Annotated in this window: 12 protein-coding genes; 3 read left to right on the forward strand and 9 right to left on the reverse strand. The window is 65.2% G+C overall.

Annotation, left to right across the window (positions count from 1 at the left end; genetic code table 11):
* The first annotated feature begins 89 nt into the window (after window positions 1-89).
* Window positions 90-2036, forward strand: a complete 1947-nt coding sequence (acs, locus tag MLG87_RS12645; RefSeq protein WP_243295511.1) for an acetate--CoA ligase — start codon at window positions 90-92, stop codon at window positions 2034-2036.
* A 195-nt stretch (window positions 2037-2231) separates the two neighbouring features.
* Here acs and MLG87_RS12650 read toward each other — a convergent pair whose 3' ends face one another.
* The 7 genes from MLG87_RS12650 to MLG87_RS12680 form a co-directional block, all read right to left on the reverse strand.
* Complete coding sequence (locus MLG87_RS12650) at window positions 2232-3047, reverse strand: purine-nucleoside phosphorylase (RefSeq protein WP_243295512.1); 816 nt, start codon at window positions 3045-3047, stop codon at window positions 2232-2234.
* Between the two features lie 20 nt (window positions 3048-3067).
* On the reverse strand, window positions 3068-4999 hold the full coding sequence (locus MLG87_RS12655; RefSeq protein ID WP_243295513.1) for a hypothetical protein: 1932 nt from the start codon (window positions 4997-4999) through the stop codon (window positions 3068-3070).
* A 130-nt stretch (window positions 5000-5129) separates the two neighbouring features.
* The gene (locus MLG87_RS12660) at window positions 5130-6209 is read right to left on the reverse strand and encodes a LysM peptidoglycan-binding domain-containing M23 family metallopeptidase (protein WP_243295514.1); all 1080 of its coding nucleotides are present in this window, start codon (window positions 6207-6209) and stop codon (window positions 5130-5132) included.
* A 159-nt stretch (window positions 6210-6368) separates the two neighbouring features.
* The gene (moaC, locus tag MLG87_RS12665) at window positions 6369-6869 is read right to left on the reverse strand and encodes a cyclic pyranopterin monophosphate synthase MoaC (protein WP_243295515.1); all 501 of its coding nucleotides are present in this window, start codon (window positions 6867-6869) and stop codon (window positions 6369-6371) included.
* Between the two features lie 100 nt (window positions 6870-6969).
* On the reverse strand, window positions 6970-7617 hold the full coding sequence (locus MLG87_RS12670) for an HAD family hydrolase (protein ID WP_243295516.1): 648 nt from the start codon (window positions 7615-7617) through the stop codon (window positions 6970-6972).
* A gap of 36 nt (window positions 7618-7653) precedes the next feature.
* A complete protein-coding gene (serA, locus tag MLG87_RS12675) occupies window positions 7654-9258 on the reverse strand; it encodes a phosphoglycerate dehydrogenase (protein WP_243295517.1) in 1605 nt (534 codons plus the stop codon).
* A 107-nt stretch (window positions 9259-9365) separates the two neighbouring features.
* On the reverse strand, window positions 9366-10670 hold the full coding sequence (locus MLG87_RS12680; protein WP_243295518.1) for a dicarboxylate/amino acid:cation symporter: 1305 nt from the start codon (window positions 10668-10670) through the stop codon (window positions 9366-9368).
* Between the two features lie 88 nt (window positions 10671-10758).
* Here MLG87_RS12680 and MLG87_RS12685 point away from each other — a divergent pair, with 88 nt between their 5' ends.
* Window positions 10759-11922, forward strand: coding sequence for a fatty acid desaturase (locus MLG87_RS12685; RefSeq protein WP_243295519.1), 1164 nt, complete (start codon window positions 10759-10761; stop codon window positions 11920-11922).
* A gap of 69 nt (window positions 11923-11991) precedes the next feature.
* Window positions 11992-13395: a dihydrolipoyl dehydrogenase gene (gene lpdA, locus MLG87_RS12690; protein WP_243295520.1), complete on the forward strand. Its 1404-nt coding sequence runs from the start codon at window positions 11992-11994 to the stop codon at window positions 13393-13395.
* A 501-nt stretch (window positions 13396-13896) separates the two neighbouring features.
* Here lpdA and MLG87_RS12695 read toward each other — a convergent pair.
* Together MLG87_RS12695 and MLG87_RS12700 are read right to left on the reverse strand one after the other, a co-directional pair.
* On the reverse strand, window positions 13897-14589 hold the full coding sequence (locus tag MLG87_RS12695) for a nucleotidyltransferase domain-containing protein (RefSeq protein WP_243295521.1): 693 nt from the start codon (window positions 14587-14589) through the stop codon (window positions 13897-13899).
* Between the two features lie 3 nt (window positions 14590-14592).
* Window positions 14593-15411 (reverse strand): pentapeptide repeat-containing protein, encoded by an 819-nt coding sequence (locus MLG87_RS12700; RefSeq protein WP_243295522.1) that lies wholly within the window; start codon window positions 15409-15411, stop codon window positions 14593-14595.
* Window positions 15412-15513 lie beyond the last annotated feature (102 nt).

Here is a 15513-nt window from a genome sequence, read left to right on the forward strand (position 1 = left end):
CCTGCGTGGAGATCCAGGCCTCCACCGGCATCCACACGCTCCTCCGCCATTTCCCGCCTTCATCCCACCCTCTGGCACGGAGCCGACCCATGTCCGAAGACCTCTACCCCGTGAAGCCCCACATCCGGGAGCGGGCCCACATCAAGACCATGGAGGAGTACCACCGCCTGTACCGACTGTCCCTGGACAACCCGGAGTGGTTCTGGGGGGAACAGGCCAAGTCCCTCACCTGGTTCCATCCCTGGCAGTCCGTCTTCGACGCGGACTACAACGAGGTGGACTTCTCCTGGTTCCTGGGCGGGCGCCTCAATGCCTGCTTCAACTGCGTGGATCGCCACCTGCCGCACCTGGGTGACAAGGACGCCATCATCTGGGCCCAGGACGAGCCCGGCGTCTACACCCACATCACCTACCGCGACCTCAAGCACCACGTGGCCCGCGTGGCGAACGTCCTTCTGCACAACGGCGTGAAGAAGGGCGACCGGGTCTGCGTCTACATGACCATGATCCCCGAGCTGGTCTACACCATGCTCGCCTGCGCCCGCATCGGCGCGGTGCATTCCGTGGTCTTCGGCGGGTTCTCGGCGGAATCCCTTCGGGATCGCATCGTGGATGCCCGCTGCAAGGTCGTGGTGACCGCCAACGAGGGCCTGCGCGGCGGGAAGAAGGTCCCCCTCAAGAAGACCGTGGACCGCGCCATCGAAGGCATGTCCCTGGTGGAGACCGTCCTGGTGGCCCGGCGCACGGACAGCGACGTGCCCATGCAGCCCGGCCGCGACCTGTGGCTGGACGAGGAGGCCGCCAAGCAACGCTCCACCTGCACCAACGAGTGGATGGGCGCCGAGGACCCCCTCTTCATCCTCTACACCTCCGGCAGCACGGGGAAGCCCAAGGGCCTGCTGCACACCACCGGCGGCTACCTCACCTACGCGGCCTTCACCCACAAGCTGGTCTTCGACTACCACCCCGACGACATCTACCTGTGCGCCGCCGACATCGGCTGGGTCACGGGGCACAGCTACATCGTCTATGGCCCCCTGGCCAACGGCGCCACCACGGTGATCTTCGAGTCCACGCCGCTCTATCCGGACGCGGGCCGCTACTGGCAGGTCGTCGACGACCTGGGCGTGAACATCCTCTACACGGCCCCCACGGCCCTGCGCGCCCTGGCCCAGGCCGGCGACAGCTGGATCCACAAGTACAGCCGCAAGTCGCTGCGCATCCTCGGCACCGTGGGCGAGCCCATCAACCCCGAGGTCTGGCGCTGGTACCACGACGTGGTGGGCGAGGGCCGCTGCACGGTGGTGGACACCTGGTGGCAGACCGAGACCGGCGGCATCCTCATCACCCCGCTGCCGGGCGTGACGCCCACCAAGCCCGGCTCGGCGACCCTGCCCTTCTTCGGCGTGAAGCCCGTCATCGTGGATCCCTCCACAGGGGTGCCCATCGAGGGCAACGGCGTGGAGGGGGCCCTCTGCCTGGGCGCCCCCTGGCCGGGCCAGGCCCGGACGGTCCACGGCGACCACAAGCGGTTCCGAGAGACCTACTTCACCCAGTACCCGGGCTACTACTTCACCGGGGACGGCGCCCGGCGGGATGAGGACGGCTACTACTGGATCACTGGCCGCATCGACGACGTGATCAACGTGAGCGGCCACCGCCTCGGCACCGCCGAGGTGGAGAGCGCGCTTGTGGCCCACGAGGCGGTGGCGGAAGCCGCGGTGGTGGGCTACCCGCACCCCATCAAGGGCCAGGGCATCTACTGCTACGTGCTGCTCAACACGGGATTCGCCGACAACCAGCAGCTCGTCGGCGCCCTCAAGGAGCAGGTGCGCCAGGTCATCGGCGCCTTCGCCTCGCCCGACGTCATCCACATCGCCTCGGGCCTGCCCAAGACCCGCAGCGGCAAGATCATGCGGCGCATCCTCCGCAAGATCGCCTCCAGCGAGTACGACGGCATGGGCGACATCTCCACCCTGGCGGAGCCGGACGTGGTCAGCCGGCTCGTGGAGGAACATCAGAAGAGTCAGAATTAGTCTGGGGGTTCTCCCTGCCACGCGTGCGTGGCAGGGATCTAAGGGCTCGCTGCGCGCCTCCGCCTGACGCACGCTTTGCGTGCTCCCACTCGCGTGCTCGTGGAGGCGGAGCCTCCCCCCAGGCCCCCGCGAAGAAGCCCGGCAGAGCCGGGCTTCTTCTTGTCAGTTCCAGCGGAATGACGGCTGCAATGGGCGCTACAGCGGAAGGTCCCGCACGAACGCCCGAACCAGCGCCTCGAACCGGCCTGCGGCGGCGGCACCGGCCTCGAGCACTTCCTGGTGGGTGAGGGGCTGAGGCAGGAGGCCGGCGGCCATGTTGCAGAGGCAGGAGATTCCGGCCACGCGCATGCCCTCGTGCCGGGCCACGATGGCCTCGGGGACGGTGCTCATGCCCACGGCGTCGGCGCCCATCACCCGGAAGGCGCGAATCTCGGCGGGGGTCTCGTAGCTGGGGCCCGTCAGGCCCAGGTAGACGCCCTCACGCAGGGTCTGCCCCAGCCGGGCGGCACAGGTGGCGAGGTGGGCCCGGAAGGCCGGGTCGTAGACCGCCGTCATGTCCGGGAAGCGCGGACCGGGCTCCACGTTGGGGCCGATGAGGGGGTTGGTGCCGAACAGGTTGATGTGGTCCGTGAGGGCCATCAGCTCGCCCACGCCGAACGCGGGGTTGAGGGCCCCGGCGGCGTTGGTGAGGAGGACGGCCTTCACGCCGAGGCGCCCGTAGAGGCGCATGGGCGTGACCACGAGGGGCATGGGATGGCCCTCGTAGAAGTGGAAGCGCCCCGCCTGGAGGACGATCTTCCGGCCCTCGAACTCGCAGAAGACCAGCTTGCCGCCGTGGCCGGCCACCGTGGGGGCCGGGAAGCCCGGAAGGTCGGTGAAGGGAACGGCCACGCCGGCCTTCGCCTCGCGGCTTTCCGCCAGGGCGCCCAGGCCTGAACCCAGGACGATGGCGAGATCCGGGATGAAGGGCGCCCGGGCCTGCAGGGCCTGGAGGGCGGACGAGGCGGTCATGGCGTCTCCTGGGCGGAGGGCTAGAGGCTGGGCGTGAAGCTCACGGTCACGATCACGTCGGGCTGGATGGCACCCGGACTCTTCAGCCGCACCCGCACCGGATGGTAGGACGGAAAGGCCCGGTAGGCGGTGAGGGTGACGACCTCCGTGGTGCTGCCGGCGCCGGTGAAGGCGAAGCTCCGGTCGATGAGGGGCAGGTCCAGATCCACCTCGCTCCCGGCCGCCAGGGCCGGGGAGATGCTCACGCCGATCACATAGCGCCGGTCGGCGCTGATGTTGAAGCCGCTGTAGAACACCTCGCCTTCGGACTGGTTCGGGTAGCTGCCTCCCACCTGGACGGCCTTGGCCATGCTGAGGGTGAAGGGGGCCAGCGGGGTGGTGAGCGCGTTGGGATCCGTGCCCCAATCCACCACGAAGGAGGCCAGGGGCCCCGTGGTAGGCCGCGGCCAGGGCACGCCGAAGGGTGTCGTGATGGCGCTCAGGGTCGCATCCGTGAAGATCGTCGTGAGGTCGACCGGCTCGGCCGAGGTCTTGGACTCCTTGAGCCGGGCGACCTGGGAATAGATGTTGAGCGGCTCCGCATCCCGGAGGCCGTCAGAGTTCGTCCTGCCGGGGGCCAGGAAGAGCCTGGCCGCGGCCAGGGGATTGATCTTGGCCCAATCGGTGGACGTCCCCGGGCTGGCGAGGCTGTTGGCCTTGAGGATGATCTCCCAGGCGAGGGCGCGGAGGGCGGGGGCGGCGTAGGGCGTGAGCTGGGCGGAGGTCAGCCCGCTCAGATCGCGGATGTCGGTGACGGGGGCGGCCAGGCCGGTGCCCTGGGTGTCGGCCAGGTAGGGGGACTTCAGGACATCGGCGGCCATGGCCCCGGCCAGGCCTTCGATGCGCGCCATGTCCGGGCTCAGGTCCGCGAGGGCCGCATAGGTGGGGAGCATGGGGGCCCGGGGGATGGAGAAGGTCCGGCCGGATCCGCTGGCATAGAGGGCGCCGCGGGCGATCAGGGGCAGAATGACGCCTTCGTCCCACGCATCGTCGTTGGTCGGACCGCCCTGGATGGATCCGAAATAGTGAAAGGTCTGGCGGAGGTAGTCGTAGGCCAGGGGGTAGACGGAATGGTCGAATTCCACGAAGGAGCCGCGGGGTTCCGACACGCCCGGAGCGTAGTGGAGGTCGAGGACGCCGCCCGGGGTGGCGGTCCCGAAGGCGGTCCGGTAGCTGGCGATGGTGTCGCCGATGGCGAGGACGCGGCTGCCGGTGCCCGTCGTCCTGCCGGACAGGTTGGTCTCAAGGATGGGGTGGGCCCCTTCGGGACCCATGAGGTAGCCGGAGATCAGGGTCGGATCGACCAGCCACCAGGCATCCGAGAGCCCGACCGTGAAGTTGACGACGCTGTCTCCGGCCGGGAGGGCCGAGGGTGTCGGGTCTCCCGAGGGGGTGGTGCCGTCCACGGCCTTGCGCATCGCGTAGCGGAGGCGGGTGGCCTGGGGGATGGTGCTGTTGATGCCGGCCGGGTCTCCGATCAGGTTCACCGGGGTTCCGCCCCCGTCGAAGGTGCTCAGGAGCTCGACCATCAGGGGCTTGTCCTTGAGGACCGTCACGCTGTAGGCCCCGTTGGCGTCGGTGTAGGTCGAATCGTCCTTGGAGGAGACCTGGATCCAGGAGGTGGACTTGGTCACCCCATCGGGGTTGAGCTGGTCCCAGCGCTGGTAGACCCGGATCTTGACGTACCGGGCGGGCAGAGACTTGAGGTTCGTCGCCACGGTGCTGTCCACCAGTCCCGTGGGCACGCCATTGGCGTCCGTGGCGAGGGGCACGCGGGTGTAGGTGACGGTGCCCGAGACGGTGATCTTGGTGGCGGCGACACTGTCCCCGCCCTTCTTCCCCCCGCAGGCCAGCGCCGAGGCCAGAAGCACGACGGCCCCCAGGGCCCGAAGGGTAGCTCGGTACAACGGCATGACCACCTCAGAACGGCGAAAGGATCAAGTCTAGCATGGCGTCCGCGGCCGGTCCCGCGCCGGGACACGGTGGGGCGCTTCCTTCCAGTGCCGCGGGTGGCGCGGAGGTTCAGAGTACCGATCGGCGCGCTTAACGCTTGGCGCCGGTCCCCAGCAGGGCGTTCTGGGCCGCGAGTTCGGCGGAGACCTCTTCCTCGTCGTTGAGGACCGGCAGGGGATTCTGCTGAACTCCGTCGATCTTGAGCTCGAAGTGGAGGTGCGGACCCGTGGCGTTGCCCGTGCGGCCCACCTCGGCGATCTTCTGGCCCCGGCGGACGATGTCCCCCTCGTGGACCAGGTTCAGCTGGTGGTGGGCGTAGAGGGTGGCCACGCCGTTCCCGTGATCCACCACCACGAAGTTGCCGTACTGCTTGTGCTTCCCGGCCATCACCACCTGCCCGTCCATGGCCGCGAACACGGCCGTGCCGGCGGGGGCGTTGAGGTCGATGCCGCGGTGCCGGCCCTTATAACGGACCCGCTTCTTGCGCTGGTTCTTCACCCGCACCGTCTTGGTGCGCATGCGGGGGCCCCAGGCGGAGCTGATGGTCCGGGTCTCCACGGGCCAGAGCAGGTCGAGATGACCCGGGTCGGCCGGCGTGAAGGTGGGGAGCAGGGCGTTCAGCTCGGCCTCGCTGACGGGCGGCATGACCGGCTGCATCCGGGCCAGGAGCTGGGAGGGGTTGTCGGGAGGCAGGTGCGCCTCGAGGTGGCCGGAGGTCGCGCCAGCCCGGGCCTCGGGGGCCACGGCACGCACCTGATAGGGCAGCAGGCGCTCCAGGTGGGGCATGGGGGCCGGGGGCACGACGGCGGGCGCGGGCAGGGCGGCGAGGGCGGGCCGGGGCACGGCCGGGAGAGGCTGGACGGCCGATTCTTCCGCTTCCGGCGCCGCGGCCCGGGTCTCCGCCCGGGTCTCGGCCTTGGACGCGCGCACCTTCAGCTTCATGCCCAGCGACAGCTTGGACAGCTTCCGTCCGGGGTTCAGAGCGGCCAGGTCGGCCAGGCTCATGCCACGGGCGCGGGCGATCGCGGCCGCGGTCTCGCCTTTGCGCACGATGTGGACGGCACCATCATCGGCGGGCCTGGAGGAGGTCTTCTTGGAGGTCCGCTTCGGAGCGGCCTGGAGGCCGAGGCTGAGGGACGCGAGAACAAGGGTCAAGACGGCAAGACGCATGGAGAAACTCCCGGCTGGAACGGAAAAGCCTGCTTCGCTAGGCCTCCTTGGGGGGGTCGTGACCCCGGTCGCGATGGAATAAGGAACAGTCCAGTCCCCAATCCTACCGGGGTCCTGGAACCTTGCATATGCAAATGTTTTCCAACTGGCGTGGCGGGCTCAGGGCGCCCAGGGACACCCATCCCAGGGCAGGGTCACGGTGCCCCGCCGCCCCCCTTCCTTGCGGAGGAGACGGGCCGGCCCGATGGCCATGCCGTGACTCACGGCCTTGAGCATGTCGTAGAGCACCAGCAGGCCCACGGTCACGCCGGCCAGGGCCTCCATCTCGATGCCCGTGCGCCCCTCGCAACTCACGGCCACCCGGAGCCAGGCCCGCCGCGTGGCCGGATCCCAGTGGTGGACGACGTCCACGGCCTCGATGGCCAGGGGATGGGCCAGGGGGATCAGGTCCGAGGCGCGCTTCACGCCTCCCACGGCGCCGATCCTGGCCACGGACCAGGGATCGCCCTTGGGGCCGCCGCCCTTCGCCAGGGCCTCGGCGGCGGGGACGTCCAGCTCCAGGTAGCCCGCGGCCACGGCGATGCGCCGGGTCACGGCCTTGGCGGAGACGTCCACCATCACAGGGCGGCCTTCGGGATCCAGGTGGGTCAGCTTGGCCATGATGTCTCCGAAGTGGGGGCTTTCAGCAGGCCCGGCCTGCTGAAGGCCCGGGGGTCCGGGGGGACATCGCGAGCGCAGCGAGCAGGCGGTCCCCCCCGGATCATAGATAGGCCAGGAGGATGTCCCGCAGGGCCGCCGTGTCCGGCGCGTAGGCCCGGGGGCCGCAGGCGGCCAGGGCCTCCTGGGAGTAGAAGCCGTGGCCCACGGCCACGCTCGGCACCCCGGCGTCCCGGGCCATGTCCAGGTCGAAGGGGGTGTCGCCCACCATGAGGATGTCCTCCGGGGCCAGGCCGGTCAGGGCCTGCATCTTCTCCAGGCTCTCGGGGTGCGGCTTGCCATGGGTGACCTCGTCGGGGGTGATGATGGGGTCGAAGTAGGCCTCCCAGCCCCAGCGGGCCATCTGGCGCAGCAGGGGGACCCGGCGCTTGGAGGTGGCCACCGCCATGCGCTGGCCACGCCCCCGCAGTTCCTCGAGCAGCTCGGGGATGCCGTCGAAGGGCTGCATCAGGTGCTCGTGGTCCGCGTGGCCGAAGCTGCGGTAGGCCTTGAGCACCGTGTCGTTGTCCAGGCACAGGGGGCCGAAGGTGTTCCGGATGCCCGCCTCCACGGGCAGGCCCACGTACTTGAGCCATTCCTGCATGACCGAGCGCGGCTGGCCCAGGGCGTCCAGGGCGTGGGCCATGCCGGCCTCGATGAGGGGGCGGCTGTCCACCAGCGTGCCGTCGAAGTCCCAGGCGATGAGTTTCAAAGAGGCCTCCAGCCCTCCATCATCGCATCCTCCCGCCTAGGCCTGCGCGGCCGAGGGCAGGTGCAGCGCCCGGACGAAGGTGGCCTCCGTGGCCTGCTGGAGCTGGGCGATCACGGCGGGCGGCACCGGCGAGTCGACGGAGAGCACCACCATGGCCTCGCCCTTCCGCTCGCGGCGGCCCAGGTTCATGAAGGCGATGTTGACGTCGTGCTGGCCGAGCACCGTGCCGATCTTGCCGATCATGCCGGGGCGGTCCATGTAGCTCAGGAGGAGCATGTGCTCCTCGGGCATGAAGTCCATGGTGTAGTCGCGGAGCCGGACGATGCGGGGGGTGCCTTCGAAGAGGGTGCCGGACAGCACGCGGGTCTTCCCGCTGCCCTCCAGCGTGAGGGTCAGGAGGTTGGAGAAGGCGCCGCCGTCCGTGGACTTGCGCTCCTCCACCACCAGGCCGATGCGCTCGGCCACCAGGTTCGCGTTGACCATGTTGACCGGCTGGTCCGTGGCCCGGCTCAGCAGGGCCGCCAGGCCGCTCACGGTGAGGGGCGAGCAGTCGTGCTGGGCGATGGCGCCGGCGAAGCCGAAGGTCACCCGATCCAGGCTGCCCTTCAGGAGCTGGAGGCCGAACTCGCTGAGGACGGCCACGAGCTTGAAGTAGGGGCGCATCTGGTCCATCACCGCCGGGTCGAAGCGGGGCAGGTTCACGGCGTTCTCCAGCGGGGCGCGGTCCAGGTAGTTGAGGATCTCCCGCGACACGTCGATGGCCACGTTGACCTGGGCCTCCTGGGTGTTGGCGCCCAGGTGCGGGGTCACCACCACCCGGTCGTGGCCGATGAGGCGCGTGAGCACGTCGGTCTTGGGCGGCTCTTCTGACCACACGTCCACGGCCGCCAGGGCCACCTTGCCGGCATCGAGGGCCGCCAGCAGGGCCGGCTCGTCCAGGATGCCGCCCCGGGCCACGTTGAGCAGGATGACGCCTTCCTTCATGAGGGCCAGCTGGTCGGGCCCGATCATGCCGCGGGTCTCGTCGTTGAGCGGCGTGTGCACGGTGAGGATGTCGCAGGTGCGGCAGAGCTCGTCCAGGCTCGTCAGCCGCACGCCCAGGTCCTGGGCGCGCTTGGCGCTGATGTAGGGATCGCAGCCCAGCACCTCGCACTCGAAGGCCTTCAGCCGCGTGGCGACGCGGCCTCCCACCTTCCCCAGGCCGATGACGCCGGCGGTCTTGCCCTTCAGCTCCACGCCCGTGAACTTCGCCCGCTTCCACTCGCCGGCCTTGAGGCTGGCATTGGCGGCGGGCACGTGCCGGCAGGCCGAGAGGAGCAGCGCCAGGGTGTGCTCCGCGGCGCTGTTGGTGTTGCCGAACGGCGCGTTCACCACGATGACGCCCTTGGAGCTGGCGTAGTCCACGTCCACGTTGTCGATGCCGACCCCGGCCCGCGCGACGATCTTCAGGCGGGTGGCCGCGTCCAGCAGGGCCTTGTCCACCGTGGTGCCGCTGCGGGTGATGATGGCGTCGTACTCGCCGATGCGGGCCAGCAGCGCCTCCTTGGAGAGGCCCAGGCGCACGTCGAGCGCCACGCGGGGATCCCGCTGGAGCATGGCTAGGCCTTCGCCGGTCACCTCGTCGGTCACGATGATCTTCATGGAGCCCCCGGTCGGATCCTGATGCAGCGCCGCATTGGGAATCCACCAGGGTACCGGCGAAAGGCTTTCAAGACAAGGAATCGGGCGCTACTCCGGGTAGGAGAGGGCTATCCCTCCTGGTCCGGCAGCAGCTCCGGGTCCGTGCCGAAGACACCCTCCCACCGAGCCACCACCACACTGGCCAGTCCGTTGCCGATGACGTTCACGGTGGTGCGGGCCATGTCCATGATCTCGTCCACGGCCAGCAGCATGGCGATGCCCGCTTCGCCCGGCAGGCCGAAGCTGCCGCAGGTGCCGGCGATGATCACCAGCGTCGCTCGGGGCACGCCCGCCACGCCCTTGCTGGTGAGCATGAAGGTGAAGACCATGAGCAGCTGCTGGCCCAGGCTCATGTGGATGCCCGCGGCCTGGGCGATGGTGAGGCTGGCCAGCACCAGGTAGAGGGTGGAGCCGTCCAGGTTGAAGCTGTAGCCCGTGGGGATGACGAAGCTGGCCACCTGGCGCGGCACGCCGAAGCGCACCACCTCCTCGAGCAGCTTGGGCAGGGCCGCCTCGCTGCTGGCGGTGCTGAAGGCCGTGAGCGCCGGATCCTTGATGGCCTTCACGAAGCCCAGGATGCGCACCCCCGCCATCCAGGCCACCGGCGCGAAGACCAGCACGAACAGCAGGGTGAGGGCCAGGTAGAGGCTGCCCACCAGCAGGCTGTACTGCTTGAGCAGGTGGAAGACCGCGGGCCAGCCCTTGATGAGGGCGCCGTTCACCGTGTGGCCCGCGGCCATGTGGCTCACGTTGTAGGCCATGGCGCCGAACACCCCCAGGGGCGTGAGCGTCATGACGAAGTCCGTGTACTTGAACATGGTCTGGGCCACGCCGTCGAAGAAGGCCAGGACGGGCTGGCCGCGCTCGCCCACCTTGGTGAGGGCGATGCCGAAGATCGTCGCGAAGATCACCACGGGCAGGATGTCCCCGTCCGCCGCGTGCTGGATGAGGTTCGACGGGAACATGTGGAGGGCGATCTCCCAGCCCGTCTTGGCCTTGGCGGCGGCCACGGCCGTGTGGGCGCCCATGTCCATGGGCAGGTGGGCCCCGGGCTTCAGCCAGTTGGCCACGAAGAGCCCGATGAAGAGGGCCAGGGTGGTGATCACCTCGAAATAGATGAGGGCCTTGGCGCCCATGCGGCCCACGGCCCGGATGTCCCCGGTCTGGGCGATGCCCACGATGATGGTGGAGATCAGCAGGGGGACGATGAGGCCCTTGATGAGGCTGATGAAGGCCTTGGAGAGGAAGCGGAAGGTGTCGTAGGCCCAAGGGTACTGGTCCTGGGGCAGGGAGCCGCCCAGGATCACGCCCAGAATCAGGCCCATGAAGATCCAGAAGGTGCTGGAGCGGTACCAGGGTCGTTTGACGGTCACAGAAACCTCATGGGGGAAAAGCCAGTTTGGCATGGGGTTCCTGTGACAGTCCTCCGGTAGAATTGAGCTTCTTTTTGGAGTCTATGGAATGAACCCATCCAAGCGCTGGAACCTGCTCAACACGCTCTTCCTCACGGGCACCTTGGCCCTGGCCGCGGTGCTGGTGCCCTGGCGGCTGGCCACGTCCGGCCTGCGGTGGAGCGAAGGGCTGGTCTTCCTCGCCATGATCACCGCCGTGGGCACCGCCATCAGCGGCGGCTACCACCGGCTCTTCAGCCACCGGGCCTACAAGGCCACCTGGCCCGTGCGCTTCCTCTTCCTCTGCTTCGGCGCCGCCGCCTTTGAGAACTCGGCCCTCAAGTGGGCCAGCGACCACCGGGTGCACCACCAGCACGTGGACACCGAGAAGGACCCCTACCAGATCGGCAAGGGCTTCTGGTACGCCCACTGGACCTGGGTGATGGAGGCCAAGGGCCTGCCCCTGGCCGGCGTGGCCGACCTGGAGAAGGATCCCCTCGTGCGCTGGCAGCACCGGCACCACTTCCTCATCGGGGCCGTGGTGACATGCATCCCCCTCGTGATCGGCCTGGCCACGGGCAATGTCCTGGGCCACCTGGTCTTCGGCGTGGCGCTGCGCATCGTGGTGACGCACCACACCACCTTCTTCATCAACAGCGCCGCCCACATGTTCGGCAGCCGGCCCTACACGGACGCCAACACCGCCCGCGACAACTGGATCCTGGCGCCCCTCACCTACGGCGAGGGCTACCACAACTTCCACCACCTCTGGCAGTGGGACTACCGCAACGGCGCCCTCTGGTACCAGTGGGACACCACCAAGTGGCTGCTGAACGTCCTCGGCTGGTTCGGCCTCGTGGGCCAGTTCCGCCGCGTGTCCGCCGCGGCCATGACCCGGGCCCGCCTGCACATGGAGGAGAAGCGCCTGCGCGAGCGCCTGGCCCTCGCCAGCCCCGGCAGCGCCCACCCCATGCGCGACCGCCTGGCCGCCGCCCACCAGAAGCTGGACGCCGCCCTGGCCGCCCTGCACGACCGGCACGAGGCCTGGCAGGCCCGAAAGGTCGAGTGGAAGGCCGAGTGGAAGGCCAAGGGCCACGCCCGGGCCGAGGCCTGGCGCGAGGCCAAGGCCGAGCGGAAGGCCGCCCTGGCCCTGCACCGCGCCGAGCTGCGGGCCGCCTGGGCCGAGTGGAAGGCCGCCCGCCTGGAAGTGCGGTCTGCGCTGGTGTACGCCTAGGGCCGACCTAGTCCAGGCAATGTGGGATCATGGGGTTCCGTTCTGGAACCCCGTTCTTTGGAGCGCAGCATGGCTTCCTTCGACCTCATCGTCATCGGCTCCGGCCCCGGCGGCTACATCGCCGCCATCCGCGGCGCCCAGCTGGGCCTGAACACGGCCCTGGTGGAGAAGGATGCGGGCCTGGGCGGCACCTGCCTCCACCGCGGCTGCATCCCCGCCAAGACCTGGCTGGAGAGCGCCCACCGCTTCGAGCAGATGCAGGTGGCCGACGACTACGGCATCGACGGCGTGGACGCCAAGAGCCTGAAGGCCAACCTCGCCACCATCGTCAAGCGCAAGGGCCGCATCGTCCTGAAGAACGCCAAGGGCATCGAGTTCCTCATGAAGAAGAACAAGGTGACCGTGCTCAAGGGCTTCGGCAAGCTCCTGGGCGGCGGGCGCGTGGATGTGGCGGGCGAGGTGCACGAGGCCAAGCGCATCATCCTGGCCACGGGTTCCGCCCCCAAGCCCATCCCCGGCCTGGAAACGGATGGCGCCCGCGTGCTCAACAGCGACCACATCCTGGACCTCACCGAGCTGCCGAGCCACCTGGTCATCCTGGGCGCCGGCGCCATCGGCGTGGAGTTCGCCTCCGTGTTCAGCCGCCTGGGCTCCAAGGTGACCCTGGTGGAGTTCATGGACACCATCCTGCCCCTCGAAGACGAGGAGATCGGCCTGGAGCTGGCCAAGATCTTCAAGAAGACCTACAAGATGGATGTGCGCACCAAGACCAAGATCACCCGCATCGAGAAGCGGGACGACGGCGTGGTGTGCTTCCTCGAAGGCGAGACCCCCGGCGAGGTGGTGGGCAGCCACCTGCTGGTGGCCGTGGGCCGCGCGCCCATGGTGGAGGGCATCGGCCTGGAGGCCACCAAGGCCCAGGTGGACCGCGGCTGCGTCGTCATCGACAAGTTCATGCAGACCGGCGAGCCCGGCCTCTACGCCATCGGCGACATCGTGCGCACCCCCTGGCTGGCCCACGTGGCCAGCGACGAGGGCATCGTGGCCGCCGAGCACGCCGCCCAGAGCCTGGGCAAGGACGTGCATCCCCACCCCGTGCGCTACGACCGCTTCCCCGCCTGCACCTACTGCGATCCCGAGGTGGGCACCATCGGCCTCAACGAGAAGGCCGCCCGGGCCAAGGGCTACGACGTGCAGGTGGGCACCTTCCCCTTCGCCCCCATGGCCAAGGCCAACATCGTGGGCGAGCCCCACGGCTTCATCAAGATCGTGGCCGACAAGAAGTACGGCGAGATCCTCGGCATCCACATCCTCGGCCCCAAGGCCACCGAGCTCGTCGCCTCCAGTGTGGCCCTCATGGGCGGCGAGTTCACCGTGGACGAGCTGATCAACACCATGTATCCCCACCCCAGCCTGAACGAAGTGTTCCCTGAGGCGGCGCGGGCGGTGTATGGGCGGGCGTTGAATATGTAGGGTTCGAATCGCGCCCGTTAGGGCGTGGACATACCAAAAACCGCCCATTCGGGCGGTTTTTGGTATGTGTGTGAGGGGTGATAATAAAGCTAAGCGACCCTCAAGCAGTGAGGTGGCAAGCAGGGCCTGGAGAAGCAAGACGTTGAGAGAGATGGGAAAACAATGCAGCTAAGGTCCGAGGCAGAGGGGTGCGCGTGTTCAAGCAAGGGCCTTGGTCAAGGCTGATCCGAGGGGAAGGTCAGTTCTCTAACCATGGAAGATAGAAGGGAAATCTGGTGATCTATAATTGCTGGTTCAAATTCTTCGAAAATCTCGTCACTGACATTTACGATGGAGTGCGTGGCTGTCGCTAGTGAGTATAAAGTGTCTGTGATTTGATCTAATGCAGGATTAGGTGAGTGGGAAATGGAGTCTCGCCAATTTTCAATGGCCGCCGAAGTGAGGCCGGAGAGTTCGGCTGGGAATTTGTTGGAAGCATTGATTGTAGCAATAATACGCCGTTCAGTGGCAACTCGATGCTGAAATGGGTCTAACAAGATTATCCTCCCGTCGAATAGAAGTTAAAATGAAATCAGCCCATTTAATTAATAAATTGCTCCAATGAACTGTTAAGGAATGATCAAGAATTGGCGGTGCAAAACCACGAGTTGATGCGAGGCGTGCTAGAAGGATTTCGTTGTATTCCTCCTCGGAAAGCGGAAAGGTGATAACTGGATTTAGAGAAAATGGAGATTTTCTAGAGAAATCAAATTTTTCAATCAATATCTTTGAAGCAAACATTGCGATGTTTCGAGCGCAAACATAATGCAGGCCTGCTTCATAAATTGTGCTATGTCTTGTATTAATTAGAGACTTTCGTGATGCTTTTAGAATGCAGAACATTTTTTCAACATCTTGATGCGCTGTTATGTATGGGTTTGGAGTTAATTTAAAAATATCGTTAGAATAAGGTTGGAGTGGCTTATGTTCGAGAAAAATATGCCAAACGAATGGGGATCCTGATTCTAGCATTTGTCTGTATCTGAGCTTTCCATAGACGGAGATACTAGCATTCTCTACTATTTGCGATTTAAGAAGACTGATCGCGTGATCTTTATGGGTGATTTCATTTTCGTCAAGAACAGCTATTATATCAAAATCACTTAATTTATCGCTTGTGCCACGAGCTCCTGATCCAAAAATTGCGACTTGCATTGGTTAACGCCGAGCCAAGCGACGAACAACCGTCGCAGCAAAAAGGCCTATAGATGCAAGCCTGAAAAGCGAGAATAAACACAAAAAGATTTGACTACGATTTTCAAGAATTGAAGATTTTCCACCAAGTGTGCTTAAAAACAATGATGTAAACTTGGTATAAAAATTAAGCTCTTTTTCTACGACATTAACTGGTCGCAACATTAATGAGAAAATTAGTAAAATTAATACAGTAAAAAACATGAGCCGAAGAGGGGACTCGCCATAACCCCAATAATATTTTTGGGTTAACAATGAAATCCGATTTTTCCAAGCATAAAATTTGCCCTGAAAGCCCTTGTAGTGGGATTTATAATATTGGCTGGGCTGTTTGCAAGCATTCCTCCAATGTTCGTGTGCACTTTCCATTTCTAAAGCGAAGGCCCTTCGAACATCATCTACCTCACCGATAGATTCAGCATTCTTCCTTAAATTGCGAAGCAGTTCTCTCCTGCAATTCTCCCACTCTGGAAGATTCTTTTCGATTTGAGAAAGGTCTACTTGTGTTGATTTAAATTGAGAATAATGGAATTTGCATTGCTCGAAGGTGGCGCCTCTAAGATTCGAATCAACGAAAATAGAACCCGTGAAATCACAGTTTACAAAACTGGCTTTGTGAAAATAACATAAACGAAAGAGTGCGGAATGGAAATTGCAATTTTGGAATTTAATGGATTTACCTCGACACCATTCAATCCTAAAATTAGAAAAATCTTTATTAATTATGGTGTCTTGAAAATCGACGGATTCTAGTTTATCTCCTGGTCTGGTTGGGAATTCCATGAATTAATCTCCAAATAATTGTGATGGAATGGCAAATCTTTCTACGATAAGGCAAAGCTTGTGCAACTCTTGAAGTTGGTCGGGTAGTAACTGCTGACTGAA

Source organism: Geothrix mesophila (assembly GCF_022808835.1).
GTDB classification, from domain to species: domain Bacteria; phylum Acidobacteriota; class Holophagae; order Holophagales; family Holophagaceae; genus Geothrix; species Geothrix paludis.